The organism is Pseudolysinimonas kribbensis (assembly GCF_030161895.1).
GTDB lineage: Bacteria > Actinomycetota > Actinomycetes > Actinomycetales > Microbacteriaceae > Pseudolysinimonas > Pseudolysinimonas kribbensis.
In genome coordinates this window covers 3,444,245-3,459,625 of record NZ_BSVB01000001.1, presented here as the reverse complement: position 1 = coordinate 3,459,625, position 15,381 = coordinate 3,444,245, and the positions used below count along the sequence as shown (strand labels likewise).

The window sequence follows — 15,381 nt, the reverse complement described above, 5'->3', positions numbered from 1 at the left end:
GGCGCTCCTCCGGCTGCGCCGAGAAGCCGGCCGTCACCGCGCCGTGCGAGTGCTAACTTTTCTTCATCCACGTCAGGAGTGAAGGTGTCTCGCATCCGGGCTCTCATCAGCGCACTGGCCGTCCTGTGCCTCGCCATGGCGGGCGCGATGTCCGGGGCTGCGAGTGCGACAGCCGACGCTGGCACCGGTTCGATTTATGGTGTCGTGACGGCGCCAGACGGTTCGACGCTGGACGGACCGGTGACCGTCACGCTCGGCCGAGTCTCGAGTCAGCAGACGGACGTGCACGGCAGGTATCTCTTCTCGGGTCTTGCCGCAGGGTCGTTCGATCTGACCTTTGACTACGGGGGGACGTCGAAGATCGTCCGTCATGAGAGGTGGGACGGATCGTTCGGGCCGACCGGCCCCGACGTTGTCCTCACCGCCGGCGCCGCCCGAGAGGTCAACGTGCGCCTCGTTCGGGGCGCCACCGTCAGTGGCGCCGTCACCGGCATCGACGGCCCCCTCGACGCGACGACGACGGTGACGCTCTTCTGGCGCACCTCGCCGGCCACGTTCAAGATCCCCGCCTCGTTCGATGCCGCGAGCCAGACCTGGCAGGTCAGCGACGTGCCGCCCGGCAGCTACTCCTCCTGGTCGATCCACCCGACCGCTGGTCCTCGCAGCAATGGGGAGGGCTGACAGTCGTGGAAGGCGTCGATCTCGTCGACCAGTCCCGTACCCTCGCGCGGTCGACCAACATCGGTGGCACGGTCTCCTACGTCGAGAACGGGGTCGCATCCCCCTGCCGGATGGCGTGGCATGGGCCTGGAATCACAAGGGCGGAGAGATCTCGGCGCCGATCGTCAACGGGCGCTACGACTTCTACGGGCTTTGGGCCGACAGCTACACGATCTGCTTTCAAGAGCAGAACTACGTCGATCTCACGTGCTACGGAGGCGGAGGCTTCTACGACCCGCCCAATGTCACCGTCTCCGAGGGCGAGGTGCTCGACGGCATCGATGCGACCGTCGTCCGCGGGGGCAGATCCTCGGTGAGGTCCACGGCGCCGGCGACCCGCAGTGGCAGGTGAGACTTCTCCGGCGGGATCCCGATACCGGAGACTACGGCGACGAGCTCGATTCCTATACGAGCGCGGCGTTCGGCTTCTCAGCGGTCGCGGCGGGCACGTATCGACTGCAGGTGGTCGATCAGACCAATGCCAACCGTGCCCAGTACTGGGATGGTGCACAGTTCGCCGATGGAGCGACGGACATCGTGGTCACGTCAGGCCACACCGTGGATCTGGGCACGATCACGGCGCAGCCGTGGAACATCGACATGCAGAGAACCGGAGGATCCGACCGATTCGCCGTGTCCGCAGCGGTCTCGAACGAGCGCTTCCCGGTCATCCCCGCGTCGGGCGTCCCCGTCGTCTACGTCGCGGATGGACTGAACTTCCCCGATGCGCTGTCTGCCGGCCCGGCCGCGATCAAGGACGACGGCGACATCCTCCTCGTGACGCCGATGGCGATTCCCCCGCCGATCGCCGCTGAACTCGCGCGGCTGCGTCCCCAGCGGATCGTCGTGGTCGGGGGGACCGCGTCGGTGAACGAGGCGGTCCTCCATCAGCTCGATGCCTATGTCACGGGGGCGAGCGGCAAGGCGACACGCCTGGCCGGCGTCGACCGCTTCGCCGCCTCCCGCAACGTCGCCCGCTCGGCCTTCGGGACCGACGGCGCCCCGACCGTTTTCATCGCCACGGGGAACAACTATCCGGACGCCCTGAGCGCCGGGCCGGCAGCGGGATCGGTAAGCGCTCCCGTGATCCTCGTCGACGGGCTGGCCTCGCATTTGGACAGCGCGACCACCGCGCTCCTGCATGACCTGCACACGACCTCCGTCGACATCGTCGGCGGGCCGGCCAGCCTGAGCTTCGGGATCCAAGAGGATCTCGAGGGGATTGTCGGCCCGAGCCATGTGACGGTCTTCGGCGGCTCCACGCGTTACGACAACGCCGCGCAGTTGGGCGCCACCTTCTTCCGACACACTGATCTGGTCTACTTCGCGGTGGGCACGAACTTCGCCGATGCCCTCTCGGCCGCGGCACTTGCGGGCCACGACCGCGCTCCGATCGATCTGGTTGAGTCGAACTGTGTGCCGGCGAGCGTCGAGTACTGGGTGCGCGCTCAGGCGGCGCAGAGCATCCGGCTCATCGGAGGGCAGGTCTCGCTGGGTTCCGGCGTCGAGGCGATGACACCCTGTCCCGCGTGACCGAGCGACCACCTGACCTCGTGGAGGATCCATGACACGCACCCTCTCAGCCCTGACTTCGGCGCTCGTCATCGCGGTTGCCGTCGTGGTTCCTTCCGGGCCCGCGTTCGCCGACACCGGGACGGGGATGATCCATGGGGTCATTTCGATGCCCGACGGGACCGTTCCGGACGCCATTCAGCCGCTGGTCGTCTGCGGCGCCAATGCGGAGTCGAATGGATGCGGGTACGGAACCGCCTCCCTCGACCCCACTACGGGGGCGTACCAGATCACCGGCCTCCTGCCGGGGAGTTACCACGTGAGCGCCAGGTACGACGGCAGCTCGCCGGACGTGATCCAGTCGGTGGACTCGTCGAACGTCGACGTCGCGGACGGACAAGATGTCAGGCTGGACCTGCAGTTCGAGGCCGGCGCCGTCATCACCGGGCATCTCACCGGGTCGGACGGACCTCTGAGCTCGGCGATCGTCACCGGCTCATGGGACTCGGGAGCGTCATCCGGAGCCACCCAGGCGACATTCGACCCCGCCACGCAGACGTACAGGTTCGATCGCCTGTACCCCCAGACCTACACGATCCGATTCAGCAGCACGCGCTACGGGGATGTCACGGCACCGCCGGTCACGGTCACGTTCGGGCAGGTCGTCAGTGGTGTGGACGAGGTCCTCCCACGCGAGAACCAGATCTCGGGGCAACTGTCGTACGACGACGGCTCCGGTCCGGTCGCCCGACAGGGCAAGGTCTCGCTCATCTCGTCGGGCGCCGAGATCGCGTCGACGACAAGCGACGCGACGGGACACTACGAATTCAACGGCGTCGCGCCCGGCGACTACCGCATCTGCGCCAACGGGATCGGATACTTCGCGCAGGCGTGTTGGGGCGATGGCGGCGAACTCGACGCGCCGAACGTGTCGATCGCGAGCGGCGGATCCGCCGTCGGCAAGGACATCACTCAAGTCGCCGGTGGCATCCTCAAGGCGCAGGTCAACATGCCGCCGGAACCGGGCGGATTCTCGGTGGGGTACGAGGCCGAAGTCGACGTCTGGCGACTCGACCAGAGCGCGGGCTACTACACCCTGTTCCAGAAGTTCACTGCGAATGAGGGCGGGACGGGCACGGTCGAGGACGAGGGACTGCCGGCGGGCACCTACCGGGTCCAGTTCATCGACCCGCTGGGTACCTACAACGCGCAATGGTGGAGCGGCGCCCGCTACTTCAGCGACGGCGAGGACATCACGCTGTCGCCGAACCAGGTGACCGATCTGGGCAAGGTGGCGCTGATGCCGCGCACTCTGGACGTGTACAGGACATCCGGCAGCGATCGATACACGGGTTCCGTTGAGATGTCGAAGGAGACCTATCCGTCCGTGCCGAATGACGGCGTGCCCATCGTCTACGTCGCCAACGGCCTGAATTACCCGGATGCCCTTTCCGCAGGCCCGGCGGCGATCGCGCAGGGAGGGGTGCTCCTTCTGGTATCGCCGACGCAGATCCCCTCAGCAGTGGCGGGGAACTCCAGCGTCTCCGGCCTCAGAAGATCGCCGTGGCGGGTGGCCCGGCGTCGGTGAGCGATGCGGTGCTCTCGCAGTTGACGGGATACGTGCAGAAGCCGTCGGACGTCTTCCGACTCAGTGGGGCCGATCGTTTCGCAGCATCGAGATCGATCACTCGCAGCGTCTTCCTCGGGGACGGCGCGCGCGAGGTGTTCATCGCCACCGGCAACAACTTCCCGGACGCGTTGAGCGCTGGTCCCGCCGCCGGATCTATCGGCGCCCCGGTGATCCTCGTGAACGGTCTGCTCCCCGCCCTGGACTCCGAGACCCGGCGTCTTCTGCTCGATCTCGGGACCACGGATGTCGATATCGCCGGGGGTCCGGGTAGCGTCAGCCCGGGAATCGAGGCGTCGCTGGACGACCTCATGGGCGGTTCGAGGCACGTGCATCGCTACACCGGTGCCACCCGGTACGAGGCTGCGGCTGCGATCGGCGCCGAGTTCTTCCCCGACCCGGAGACGGTGTTCCTCGCCACAGGGGCGAACTTCCCCGACGCTCTCGCCGGCGCGCCGCTGGCCGGTGCCGTCGGGGGCCGATCTATCTGTCGCAGCCCGACTGCCTCTCGGATGTGGACGCGGGTCAGATCGTCAACTCGGACACTCAGCTCATTTGGCTGCTCGGCGGACCGGCCTCACTCAGTCCCGCCGTCGAGGACCTCCACGTGTGCTGACGCGGCACTCCGGAGCGGGAACAGCGCGGGATCGGCATCCAGCAGCACCCGGATCGCGCCCACCCACACGAGCGCCGCGCCCAGCACGTGGATGACCACGAGGAGCTCCGGCAGTGCGGTCAGCGATTGCACGAGACCCACCGCCCCCTGCAGCAGCAGCACGACCAGGAAGACGATCGCCCGGCGACGGGCGGCCGGGACGAGCAGCAGCGTCGCGACCGCGAGCAGGATCACCAGTGCGGCGAGCAGGCCGTGCACCCAGACGACCGAACCCCAGTCGAACCCGTTGCGAGGAACGAGGTGGCGCAGGTCGGTGCTGTCGCCGGAGTGCGGCCCCGCCCCGGTCACGATCGTGCCGACGATGACGAGCCCCGCCGAGGCGACGACGACGGCCCAGCCCATGCCGCGTGCGCGCGGGGTCACCACGGCTCCCGGGGTCCCGCGCCAGCGCGCGCGATGCCAGGTGAGGGTCGCGGTGGCCAGCAGCGCCATCGCGAGCACGAAGTGCAGCGCGACGACCCAGGGGTTCAGGCCGGCGAGCACGGTGATGCCGCCGGCGACGGCGTTGACGATGACGAGCCAGAACATCGACCACGCGAGCCGGGTGAGGGCGCGATCCCACGGCCTCTGCAACCGCACCGCGATGATCGCCCAGCCGACCGCGACGACCAGAACGCCGGTGAGCGTGCGGTTGCTCTGCTCGATCAGCTGGTGCACCGTGTCCGGCACCACCAGCACGCCGTGGCCGTCGCACGTGGGCCAGGTCGAGCATCCGAGGCCCGACGACGTGACGCGCACGATCGCTCCCCCGAGGACGATGACCACGCTCATCACGAGAGCGGCGGTCGTCCCCCAGCGCAGCGCCCGAGGGCCGAGGGTCCAGCGGGAGGCCGCCCAGGCGAACGGCGTGACGATCCGGCTCACGGAAGCGGGATGGCCAGGTGCAGCAGCGGGTCGAGACCGACCGCGATGAACACGATCGTGAGGTAGGTGATGCTCGCGTGGAACACCCGCATCGGCTTGATCTCGCCGTCGCGGATGGCGTTGGCGTAGAGCCGGTGCGACTCGAGCAGGAACCACGCTCCGGACAGGACCGCGGACACGCTGTACAGCACCCCCATGCCGGCGATCGGGATCAGCAGGAGCGAGCACGCCACCGTCGCCCACGCGTACAGCACGACCTGCATCCCAACCGCGGTGCGGGTGCGAACGACGGCCAGCATCGGCACGTGCACCGAGGCGTAATCCTCCTTGTAGCGCATCGACAGCGGCCAGTAGTGCGGCGGCGTCCACAGGAACACGATCCCGAACAGGATGACGGGGGCCCAGTCGAGCGAGCCGGTCACGGCCGCCCAGCCGATGAGCACGGGCATGCAGCCCGCCGCGCCGCCCCAGACGATGTTCTGCGGGGTGCGCCGCTTGAGGATCAGCGTGTAGATGAGCACGTAGAACGCGATCGCCGCGAACGACAGGATCGCCGCGAGCGGCGTCGTGAAGAACCACAGCCAGGCGATCGACACCGCGCCCGAGATCCAGGCGAACGCCAGCGCCTCGACGTCGCGCAGGTCGCCGGTCACGAGCGGGCGCTTCTGGGTGCGCTTCATCACGCGATCGATGTCGCGGTCGATGTAGCAGTTGAAGGCGTTCGCCGAGCCCGCGCTGAGCGTGCCGCCGACCAGCGTCGCCAGCACGGTCCACAGATTCGGGATGCCGTGTGCGGCGAGCACCATCACGGGCGCGGTCGTCACGAGCAGCAGCTCGATCACGCGCGGCTTCGTGAGCGCGACGTAGGCCAGGAGCTTGCGTCCGAGCGGGATCCGGGGTCGGCCGGCACGCCCGGCCGGCGGCGCGGCCGGAGTCGCCACGGCCTCCTGCATGCGGCCAGTTTAGGCGACGCGCGGCACCCGGCCCGTACTCCCCGGGAGTCGACTGGACGGGGCAACGCTCGGTCGGCGCGAGTTCCGGCCTCTCACTAGGATCAAGGAACGTGACTGCTCTTACATGGGACGCCATCGATCAGAAGGCGGTCGACACCGTCAAGATCCTCGCCGCCGACGCCGTCGAGAAGGTGGGGAACGGGCATCCGGGCACCGCGATCAGCCTCGCGCCGCTCGCCTACCTCCTCTTCCAGAAGGTCATGCGCCGCGACCCGAAGGACCTGCAGTGGCTCGGGCGCGACCGGTTCATCCTGTCCGCCGGCCACAGCTCGCTGACGCAGTACATCCAGCTCTTCCTCGAGGGGTCCGGGCTCGAGCTCGACGACCTCGAGGCGCTCCGCACGTGGGGGTCGAAGACCCCGGCCATCCCGAGTACGGGCACACCCCCGGCGTCGAGATCACCACCGGCCCGCTCGGCCAGGGGCTCGCCTCGTCGGTCGGCTTCGCGTACGCGCAGCGCTACGAGCGCGGCCTGTTCGACCCGGATGCCGCGCAGGGCGAGAGCCCCTTCGACCACCACGTGTACGTCATCGCGAGCGATGGCGACATCGAGGAGGGCGTCACGAGCGAGGCGGGGTCGCTCGCCGGCGTGCAGCAGCTCGGCAATCTGATCGCCTTCTACGACAGCAACCAGATCTCGATCGAGGACGACACCAACATCGCGCTGAGCGAGGATGTCGCCGCCCGCTACGCCGCCTACGGCTGGCAGGTGCAGACGGTCGACTGGAACACCAAGGCCGGCTACGTCGAGGACGTGCACAAGCTCTGGGACGCGATCGAGACCGCCAAGGCCAACACCACCCAGCCGTCCCTCATCGTGCTCAAGACGATCATCGGCTGGCCGTCGCCGACCAAGCAGAACACCGGCAAGATCCATGGATCGGCGATGGGCGCCGACGAGGTCGCCGGCCTCAAGAAGGCCCTCGGCTTCGATCCCGAGAAGTCGTTCGACGTCGACCCGGCCGTGCTCGAGCACACCCGGGCGTCGCACGACCGGATCCAGGAGTTCAAGGCGGCCTGGCAGGAGCGCTTCGATGCGTGGGCCGTGGCGAACGCCGACCGCAAGAAGCTCCTCGACCGGCTGTCGTCGGGCGCCGCGCCGGAGGGCGTGGCCGACGTGCTGCCGGTCTTCGAGCCGGGCAAGGACGTGTCGACGCGTGCGGCGTCGGGCAAGGTCATCAACGCGATCGCCGCCGTCATGCCGGAGCTGTGGGGCGGCTCGGCCGACCTCGCCGAGTCCAACAACACGACGATCGAGGACGCCGAGTCCTTCCTGCCGCCCGAGCGGAGCACGGCGATGTGGTCCGGTTCGCCCTACGGGCGCGTGCTGCACTTCGGCATCCGCGAGCACGCGATGGCGTCGATCCTCAGCGGCATCGTGCTGCACGGCAACACCCGGCCGTTCGGGGCGACGTTCCTCATCTTCAGCGACTACATGCGGCCCGCGGTGCGGCTGGCGTCGCTCATGAAGGTGCCCTCGATCTACGTCTGGACGCACGACTCGGTCGCGCTCGGCGAGGACGGCCCCACCCACCAGCCGGTCGAGCAGCTCACGGCGCTGCGCGCGATCCCCAACCTCGAGATCGTGCGCCCCGCCGACGCGAACGAGGTCGCCTGGGCGTGGAAGACCATGCTCGAGCGCCGGGTCGGACCCGCCGGGATCGTGCTCAGCCGACAGAACCTGCCGGTCTTCGCGCGCGGCGACGGGGCGGCATCCGGCGACACGCTGGCGGCCGCGTCGAACGTCGCGAAGGGCGCCTACGTGCTCGCCGAGGCGCAGGGCGGTGCGCCGGATGTGATCCTGCTCTCGACCGGGTCCGAGGTGCAGATCGCCCTCGCTGCCCGCGAGCAGCTCGAGGCCGACGGCGTGCACGCACGGGTCGTCTCCGTGCCGAGCCAGGAGTGGTTCGCCGAGCAGGATGCGGCCTATCGCGAGTCGGTGCTGCCGACGGCGGTCAGGGCGCGCGTCTCGATCGAGGCCGGGCTCGCCCTGACCTGGGCACCCTTGCTCGGCGACGCCGGTCGCCACGTCTCGATCGAGCACTACGGCGCCTCGGCCGACTACAAGACCCTGTACCAGAAGTTCGGTCTCACCGCGGAGGCGGCCGTCGCCGCCGCGAAGGAATCCATCGCCGCGGCATCGGCATAAGCCGTCACCATCCCGCCACCACCTCCGACAGGAACCAGGAATCATGGCCCCCAACACCAACACCGCAGCACTCTCGGCGCTCGGCGTCAGCATCTGGCTCGACGACCTCTCGCGTGAGCGGATCGCCTCGGGCGGGCTCACGGAGCTCATCGCCGACCGGAACGTCGTCGGCGTCACCACCAACCCCACGATCTTCGCCACGGCACTCGCCAAGGGCAACGCCTACGACGCCAAGGTCGCCGAGCTCGCCAAGGCGGGCACCTCGGTCACCGACGCCGTGTTCGCCATCACCACCGGTGACGTCCGCGACGCGTGCGACGTCTTCCGACCGGTCTACGACGCGACCGACGGCCAGGACGGCCGGGTCTCGATCGAGGTCGAGCCGGGCCTGGCCCGCGACACGGACGGCACGATCGCGGAGGCCAAGCAGCTCTGGTCGGCCGTCGACCGCCCGAACGTCATGGTCAAGATCCCGGCCACCGTCGAGGGGCTCGGCGCCATCACCGCGGCGACCGCGGCGGGCATCAGCGTCAACGTCACCCTGATCTTCAGCCTGGAGCGGCACCGTCAGGTCATCGAGGCCTACCTCGACGGCCTCGAGCAGGCCAAGGAGGCGGGTATCGACCTCTCGACCATCCGCTCCGTCGCCTCGTTCTTCGTGTCGCGGGTCGACACCGAGACCGACAAGCGGCTCGACGCCATCGGCACCGACGAGGCGAAGGCCCTGCGCAGCAAGCTGGGCATCGCGAACGCCCAGCTCGCCTACAAGCTCTACGAGGAGGAGTTCGCGACCGATCGTGCGAAGGCCCTCCTCGCCGCGGGCGCACACACCCAGCGTCCGCTCTGGGCCTCCACGGGCGTCAAGGACCCGGCGCTGCCCGACACGCTCTACGTGACGGAGCTCGCCGTCGCCGACGTGGTCAACACGATGCCCGAGAAGACGCTCGAGGCGGTCGCCGACCACGTACAGCTGCACGGGGATGCCGTCACCGGGTCGTACGCCACCGCGCAGCAGGTCTTCGACGACCTGAAGGCCGTCGGCATCGACTACGACGACGTCACCGCGCTCCTCGAGAAGGAGGGCATCGAGAAGTTCGACGTCTCGTGGACCGAGTTGCTCGACACGGTGACCGCGGCGCTCGAGGCGGCCAAGTGACCGTCTCGGTCGTCCCCACCGGGGCCGCGAAGGAAGCGGTCGACCGGCTGGTGCCGCAGCTGGTCGCCGACGGCGTCGCGGGCGGGATCGCCTCCTCGACCCGACCCTGTGGGGCCCGGATGCCGAGAGCGAGGCCGCCATCCGGCTGGGCTGGACCGAGGCCGTCGCCATCTCCGAGCCGCTCGTCGCCGAGATCGTCGCGCTGCGCGAGCAGCTGCACGGCAAGGGCGTCACCCACATCGTCCTCGGCGGCATGGGCGGATCATCGCTCGCGCCCGAGGTCATCACCCGAACCTACGGGGTCGAGCTCACCGTCCTCGACTGCACAGACCCGCAGCAGGTGAAGGACGCGCTCGACGACCGGCTCGCCCAGAGCGCGGTCGTCATCTCGTCGAAGTCGGGCACGACGGTCGAGACCGACAGTCAGAAGCGCGTCTACGAGGCCGCATTCCGTGCGGCGGGCATCGACCCGACCGAGCGCATCGTCATCGTCACCGACCCGGGATCCCCTCTCGACGAGTCCGCTCGTGCCGACGGATACCGCGTCTTCAACGCCGACCCGAACGTCGGGGGCCGGTACTCCGCGCTCACGGCCTTCGGCCTCGTGCCCAGTGGCCTCGCCGGGGCCGACATCGCCGAGCTCCTCGACGAGGCCGGCGCGGTGCTGCTCGAGCTCGCGCTGGACCGCCCCGAGAACCCGGGGCTCATCCTCGGCGCGGCGATCGGCGGCACGCAGCCGCTGCGCGACAAGCTCGGGATCGTCGCGGACGGCACCCACATCGTCGGCTTCGCGGACTGGGCCGAGCAGCTGATCGCGGAGTCCACCGGCAAGCAGGGCACCGGGCTGCTGCCCGTGGTGCTTGACACCCGCTCGCCGGAGCTGTCCGAGAACCTGCCGGATCTGCAGATCGTGCGTCTCGTGCGGGATGAGCGCGCGACGCACGAGGTCAACGACGGCGAGATCGAGATCTCGGGCTCGCTCGGCGGACAGCTGATGGTCTGGGAGTACGCGGTCGCCGTCGCGGGACGGCTGCTCGGCATCAATCCGTTCGATCAGCCGGATGTCGAGTCCGCCAAGAAGGCGGCCCGGGGCCTGCTGGATGCCCAGCCCGCTCCGACCGAGCCGGTCTTCACGGACGGCGCCGTCGAGGTGCGCACGGCCGGGGGCCTCACGATCGACGGCACGAGCGTCGAGGCGGCGATCGACGCCCTGCTCGCAGCGCTCCCCGAGGACGGCTACGTCGCCATCCAGGCCTACCTCGATCGCGTCGACCACCCGGAGTTCGCCCAGCTGCGCGACCTGGCGGCCGCGGCGTCGAAGCGGCCGGTCACCTTCGGCTGGGGGCCGCGATTCCTGCACTCGACCGGGCAGTTCCACAAGGGCGGCCCCGCCGTCGGCGTGTTCCTCCAGCTCACCTCGGTGACGGCGCCGGCCGACGATCTCGCGATCCCGGACCGTCCGTTCACTTTCGGGCAGCTGATCCGCGCTCAGGCCGCCGGCGACGCGAGCGTGCTCGCCGATCACGGCCGGCCGGTGCTCACCCTGACGCTGACCGACATCGACGCCGGGTTCGACGCCGTCCGCTCGGCGCTCGGCGCGACCCGGGCGGGCTGATGCCACCGGTGGAGATCGGGCCCGGCCGCAACCCGCTGCGCGCGGCCAGCGATCGCCGGCTCAGCCGGATCGCGGGGCCGAGCGGCCTCGTGATCTTCGGCGTGACGGGCGACCTGTCGCGTAAGAAGCTCATGCCGGCGGTCTACGACCTGGCCAACCGCGGGCTCCTGCCGCCCGGGTTCGCCCTGGTGGGATTCGCCCGTCGCGAATGGGACGACCAGGACTTCGAGAAGGTCGTCTACGAGGCCGTCAAGCAGTACGCCCGCACACCGTTCGACGAGGACGTATGGAAGCAGCTGCGTGAGGGGGTGCGCTTCGTCCAGGGCGAGTTCGACGACGACGCGGCCTTCGACCGGCTGAAATCGACGCTCACCGAACTCGACGAGACGCGGGGCACGATGGGCAACCACGCGTTCTACCTCTCGATCCCGCCGAAGTCGTTCCCCCAGGTGACCGAGCAGCTCAAGCGCTCCGGGCTGGCCGATCCGAAGGACGGCGAGTGGCGGCGCGTCGTCATCGAGAAGCCGTTCGGGTCCGACCTGACGACCGCACGGGAGCTCAACGACGTCGTCGAGTCGGTGTTCCCGCCGGACTCGGTGTTCCGGATCGACCACTACCTCGGCAAGGAGACGGTCCAGAACATCCTGGCGCTGCGCTTCGCCAACCAGCTGTACGAACCGATCTGGAACGCCAACTACGTCGATCACGTGCAGATCACGATGGCCGAGGACATCGGCGTCGGGGGCCGCGCGGGGTACTACGACGGCATCGGGGCGGCGCGCGACGTCATCCAGAACCACCTGCTGCAGCTGTTCGCTCTCACCGCGATGGAGGAGCCGGTGTCGTTCGACGCCGCCGATCTGCGCGCCGAGAAGGAGAAGGTGCTCTCCGCCGTCCACCTGCCCGCAGACCTCTCGACCGCCACGGCCCGGGGGCAGTACTCCGCGGGATGGCAGGGGGCGAGAAGGTCGTCGGCTTCCTCGACGAGGACGGGATGAACCCGCAGTCGGTCACCGAGACCTATGCGGCCATCAAGCTCAACGTCAACACCCGGCGCTGGGCGGGCGTGCCCTTCTACCTGCGGGCCGGCAAGCGCCTCGGCCGTCGGGTGACCGAGATCGCGGTCGTCTTCAAGCGGGCGCCGCAGTACCTGTTCGCCGAGGCGCAGACCTCGGCGCTCGGCCAGAACGCGCTCGTCATCCGGGTGCAGCCCGACGAGGGCGTCACGATCCGCTTCGGCTCCAAGGTGCCCGGGGCCGGCATGCAGGTGCGCGACGTGACGATGGACTTCGGGTACGGGCATGCGTTCACCGAGGCGAGCCCGGAGGCGTACGAGCGGTTGATCCTCGACGTGCTCCTCGGGGATCCGCCCCTCTTCCCGCGCCACCAGGAGGTGGAGCTGAGCTGGAAGATCCTCGACCCGATCGAGGAGTACTGGTCCTCGCTCGGCGGGCCGCTCGAGCAGTACAAGCCCGGCACCTGGGGCCCCACATCCGCGGACGAGCTCCTGGCTCGTGACGGACGGGTCTGGAGACGGCCGTGAGCTGGAGGAACGCATGATCGTCGACCTGCCGGACACCACCACGAGCGCCGTGTCGAAGGCTCTCGTCAGCATCCGCGAGGAGGGCGGCGCCGTCGCCCTCGGCCGTGTGCTCACGCTCGTCATCGTGACCCCGCTCGGCGAGGAGGAGGAGGCCATCGAGGCGGCCAACGACGCCTCGCGCGAGCACCCGATGCGCGTCATCGTGCTCTCGCGGGGCACCGACCGCTCGGAGGCGCCGCGCCTGGACGCGCAGATCCGGGTGGGAGGCGACGCCGGGGCCAGCGAAGTCATCGTGCTGCGGGTCTACGGCGAGCTCGCGAGCGACGAGGAGGGCCTGGTCATGGGCCTTCTGCTGCCCGACGCACCCGTCGTGCTGTGGTGGCCGAGCGATCCCCCGGCACATCCCGCCGAGTCGGCCCTCGGGCGCATCGCGCAGCTGCGCATCACGGACGCCGCGACGGCGGTGAACCCGGTGAAGGCGCTTCAGGCGCTCGGCGAGAACTACCGGCCGGGCGACACCGACTTCGCGTGGACGCGGCTGACGCTCTGGCGTGCCCAGCTGGCGGCCGTGCTCGATCAGCCGCCGTACGAGCCGGTCACCGCGGTGGTGGTCGCCGGGTCGAGCGACTCCCCGTCGACCGAGTTGCTCGCCGCCTGGCTGCAGCTCGAGCTGGAGGTCGACGCGCGGCTCGAGATCTCGAGCGCCGCGACCCACGGCTCCAGCGGGATCCACGGTGTGCGCCTCGAGCGACCCTCCGGCGCGGTCAGCCTCGAGCGGCTCGTGCCGAACGTGGCGACGCTCGTGCAGCCGGGTCAGCCCGACCACGACATCGCACTGCCTCGCCGCAGCCTCCGGGACTGCCTGGCGGAAGAGCTGCGCCGACTCGACCCCGACGACCTCTTCGGCGAGGTCGTGCAGTTGGGGATACCGAAGCTGCCGGCACCGTCCACAGCGGCCCGTGCCGGGAAGAGCAGCGCGAAGAAGGGCTGAGAACATGGCGACCAACGAACGGCGGGTGCTCGTGCATCCCGACAAGTCCTCCCTGGCCGGCGCGGTCGCGGCGCGGTTCGTCACGAAGATCATCGACGTGCTCGAGGAGCGAGGGCACGCCGACGTGTGCTTGACCGGCGGCTCGATGGGCTCCGCGGTCCTGCAGGCGATCGCAGACTCCCCGCGTGCGGCACGGTCGATTGGAAGGCGATCACCTTCTGGTGGGGCGACGAGCGCTACCTGCCGCACGGCGATCCGGACCGCAACGACACCCAGTCCAAGGCGGCCCTGCTCGATGCCCTGAACCTCGACGCCGCGCAGATCAAGAGCCTGCCGGCACCGGGAGAGCACCCCGACATCCACGCCGCGGCGGACGCCTATGCGGCCGAGCTCCTGGCCGGCGCGCCGGAGGGCGCGGGCACCGCGATTCGACGTGACCTTCCTCGGCGTCGGACCGGACGGGCACATCGCCTCGCTGTTCCCCGACCATGCCGGCATCCGCGACACGGAGCACGTCGTCATCGCCGAGACCGACTCCCCAAGCCGCCGCCCGAGCGGCTGAGTCTCACCCTGCCGATCATCAATGCGTCCGACCGGGTGTGGATGGTGCTGGCCGGCTCCGACAAGGCCGGCGCCCTGGGTCTGGCCCTCGCCGGGGCGAGCGCGAGCTCGGTTCCCGTCGCGGGGGTCGAGGGGCGTCGCCGTACGGTCTTCTTCGTCGACCAGGAGGCCGCGGCCGAGGTGCCGGCGAACCTCATCGCCCCCAGCTACTACTGGACGGGTGAGGACGACAAGCCCGAGGAGTAGGCGCTACTTCGACGGCGACGCGGTGCCGCGGCGCTGACGCAGCTGCGCGAGCGCCTCGTCGAGGAGCTGGGCCGCCTCCTCGTCGGTGCGACGCTCCTTCACGTACGCCAGGTGCGTCTTGTACGGCTCGGCCTTGGCCAGCAGCGGCGGGTTCTCGCGATCACGTCCGGCCGGCAGACCGGTGGTGGGGCTGTCGATCGTGTCCGGGATCTCCTCCACCGGGAGGTTCGCGGCGAAGTACCGCACGGTCTCGTTGCCGTGCGCGTCCCAGTAGGAGATCGCGACGCGGTCCGCGTGATAGCCGCGATCCTGCTCGCCCATCGGGCCGGAGCCCACCCGCGATCCGCGAATCGCGCTGCCGCCTGATGCCATGGTCAGATTCCGTCCGTCTTGTAGTGAACCCGGCGTCGGGTTTCTGAATGGATCAGACGCCGAATTTGATGGTGAGCCCGAGCACGACGATGCACGCGAGCCAGACGAGCGCGAGCACGACCGTGATGCGGTTGAGGTTGCGCTCCGCGACGCCGGACGCGCCGAGGTTCGAGGTCACGCCACCGCCGAACATGTCCGACAGGCCGCCACCGCGCCCCTTGTGGAGCAGGATGAGCAGCGTCAGCAGCAGGCTCGTGATGCCGAGGATCACCTCGACGATCACCTGGAGGATCTGCACGGGTTCGGGCCCTTCGGTCGGGAAGCTCGGATGATTCT

Annotated in this window: 12 protein-coding genes and 5 pseudogenes; 13 read left to right on the top strand and 4 right to left on the bottom strand. The window is 69.5% G+C overall.

Features of this window, described 5'->3' with window-relative positions:
- Positions 1-135: 135 nt before the first annotated feature.
- From QQK35_RS18950 to QQK35_RS20710, 5 genes and pseudogenes are all read left to right on the top strand, one after another.
- On the top strand, positions 136-681 hold the full coding sequence (locus tag QQK35_RS18950; RefSeq protein WP_284255532.1) for a carboxypeptidase-like regulatory domain-containing protein: 546 nt from the start codon (positions 136-138) through the stop codon (positions 679-681).
- Between the two features lie 115 nt (positions 682-796).
- On the top strand, positions 797-1,072 hold the full coding sequence (locus QQK35_RS18945; protein ID WP_284255531.1) for a hypothetical protein: 276 nt from the start codon (positions 797-799) through the stop codon (positions 1,070-1,072).
- A 110-nt stretch (positions 1,073-1,182) separates the two neighbouring features.
- Positions 1,183-2,253 (top strand): cell wall-binding repeat-containing protein, encoded by a 1,071-nt coding sequence (locus QQK35_RS18940; protein ID WP_284255530.1) that lies wholly within the window; start codon positions 1,183-1,185, stop codon positions 2,251-2,253.
- Positions 2,254-2,401: 148 nt separating this feature from the next.
- Positions 2,402-3,820 (top strand): cell wall-binding repeat-containing protein, encoded by a 1,419-nt coding sequence (locus tag QQK35_RS18935; RefSeq protein ID WP_284255529.1) that lies wholly within the window; start codon positions 2,402-2,404, stop codon positions 3,818-3,820.
- Positions 3,796-4,320: pseudogene (locus tag QQK35_RS20710) on the top strand (cell wall-binding repeat-containing protein); the annotation flags it as partial. The gene QQK35_RS18935 and the pseudogene QQK35_RS20710, both read left to right, overlap by 25 nt.
- A gap of 116 nt (positions 4,321-4,436) precedes the next feature.
- Here QQK35_RS20710 and QQK35_RS18930 read toward each other — a convergent pair.
- Together QQK35_RS18930 and QQK35_RS18925 are read right to left on the bottom strand one after the other, a co-directional pair.
- Positions 4,437-5,399 carry a COX15/CtaA family protein gene (locus QQK35_RS18930; RefSeq protein ID WP_284251874.1) on the bottom strand — a complete coding sequence of 321 codons (963 nt, stop codon included), beginning with the start codon at positions 5,397-5,399 and terminating at the stop codon, positions 4,437-4,439.
- Positions 5,396-6,352 carry a heme o synthase gene (locus QQK35_RS18925; RefSeq protein ID WP_284255528.1) on the bottom strand — a complete coding sequence of 319 codons (957 nt, stop codon included), beginning with the start codon at positions 6,350-6,352 and terminating at the stop codon, positions 5,396-5,398. Before QQK35_RS18925 ends, QQK35_RS18930 begins: the two co-directional genes overlap by 4 nt.
- A 110-nt stretch (positions 6,353-6,462) precedes the next feature.
- On the opposite strand from QQK35_RS18925, the pseudogene QQK35_RS20705 reads away from it, so the two are divergent.
- The 8 genes and pseudogenes from QQK35_RS20705 to QQK35_RS18895 form a co-directional block, all read left to right on the top strand.
- Positions 6,463-7,454, top strand: a pseudogene (locus QQK35_RS20705) (transketolase family protein); the annotation flags it as partial.
- Positions 7,455-7,610: 156 nt separating this feature from the next.
- A complete protein-coding gene (locus QQK35_RS20700; RefSeq protein WP_431311853.1) occupies positions 7,611-8,561 on the top strand; it encodes a transketolase-like TK C-terminal-containing protein in 951 nt (316 codons plus the stop codon).
- 43 nt (positions 8,562-8,604) lie between these two features.
- Positions 8,605-9,717: a transaldolase gene (tal, locus tag QQK35_RS18915; protein ID WP_284255527.1), complete on the top strand. Its 1,113-nt coding sequence runs from the start codon at positions 8,605-8,607 to the stop codon at positions 9,715-9,717.
- Positions 9,714-11,332, top strand: a pseudogene (locus QQK35_RS18910) (glucose-6-phosphate isomerase). The gene tal and the pseudogene QQK35_RS18910 overlap by 4 nt, the downstream one beginning before the upstream one ends.
- A pseudogene (gene zwf, locus QQK35_RS18905) lies at positions 11,332-12,875 on the top strand (glucose-6-phosphate dehydrogenase). Before QQK35_RS18910 ends, zwf begins: the two co-directional pseudogenes overlap by 1 nt.
- A 13-nt stretch (positions 12,876-12,888) precedes the next feature.
- Positions 12,889-13,866, top strand: coding sequence for a glucose-6-phosphate dehydrogenase assembly protein OpcA (locus QQK35_RS18900; protein WP_284255526.1), 978 nt, complete (start codon positions 12,889-12,891; stop codon positions 13,864-13,866).
- A gap of 4 nt (positions 13,867-13,870) precedes the next feature.
- Positions 13,871-13,993: pseudogene (locus tag QQK35_RS20070) on the top strand (6-phosphogluconolactonase); the annotation flags it as partial.
- Entirely contained in the window at positions 13,993-14,673 is a 681-nt protein-coding gene (locus QQK35_RS18895) for a 6-phosphogluconolactonase (RefSeq protein WP_348534983.1), read from the top strand. The pseudogene QQK35_RS20070 and the gene QQK35_RS18895, both read left to right, overlap by 1 nt.
- Before the next feature lie 3 nt (positions 14,674-14,676).
- Here the strand turns inward: QQK35_RS18895 and QQK35_RS18890 are convergent, their stop codons facing one another.
- A complete protein-coding gene (locus tag QQK35_RS18890) occupies positions 14,677-15,045 on the bottom strand; it encodes an RNA polymerase-binding protein RbpA (RefSeq protein ID WP_284255525.1) in 369 nt (122 codons plus the stop codon).
- Positions 15,046-15,097: 52 nt separating this feature from the next.
- Complete coding sequence (secG, locus tag QQK35_RS18885) at positions 15,098-15,343, bottom strand: preprotein translocase subunit SecG (RefSeq protein ID WP_284255524.1); 246 nt, start codon at positions 15,341-15,343, stop codon at positions 15,098-15,100.
- Positions 15,344-15,381 lie beyond the last annotated feature (38 nt).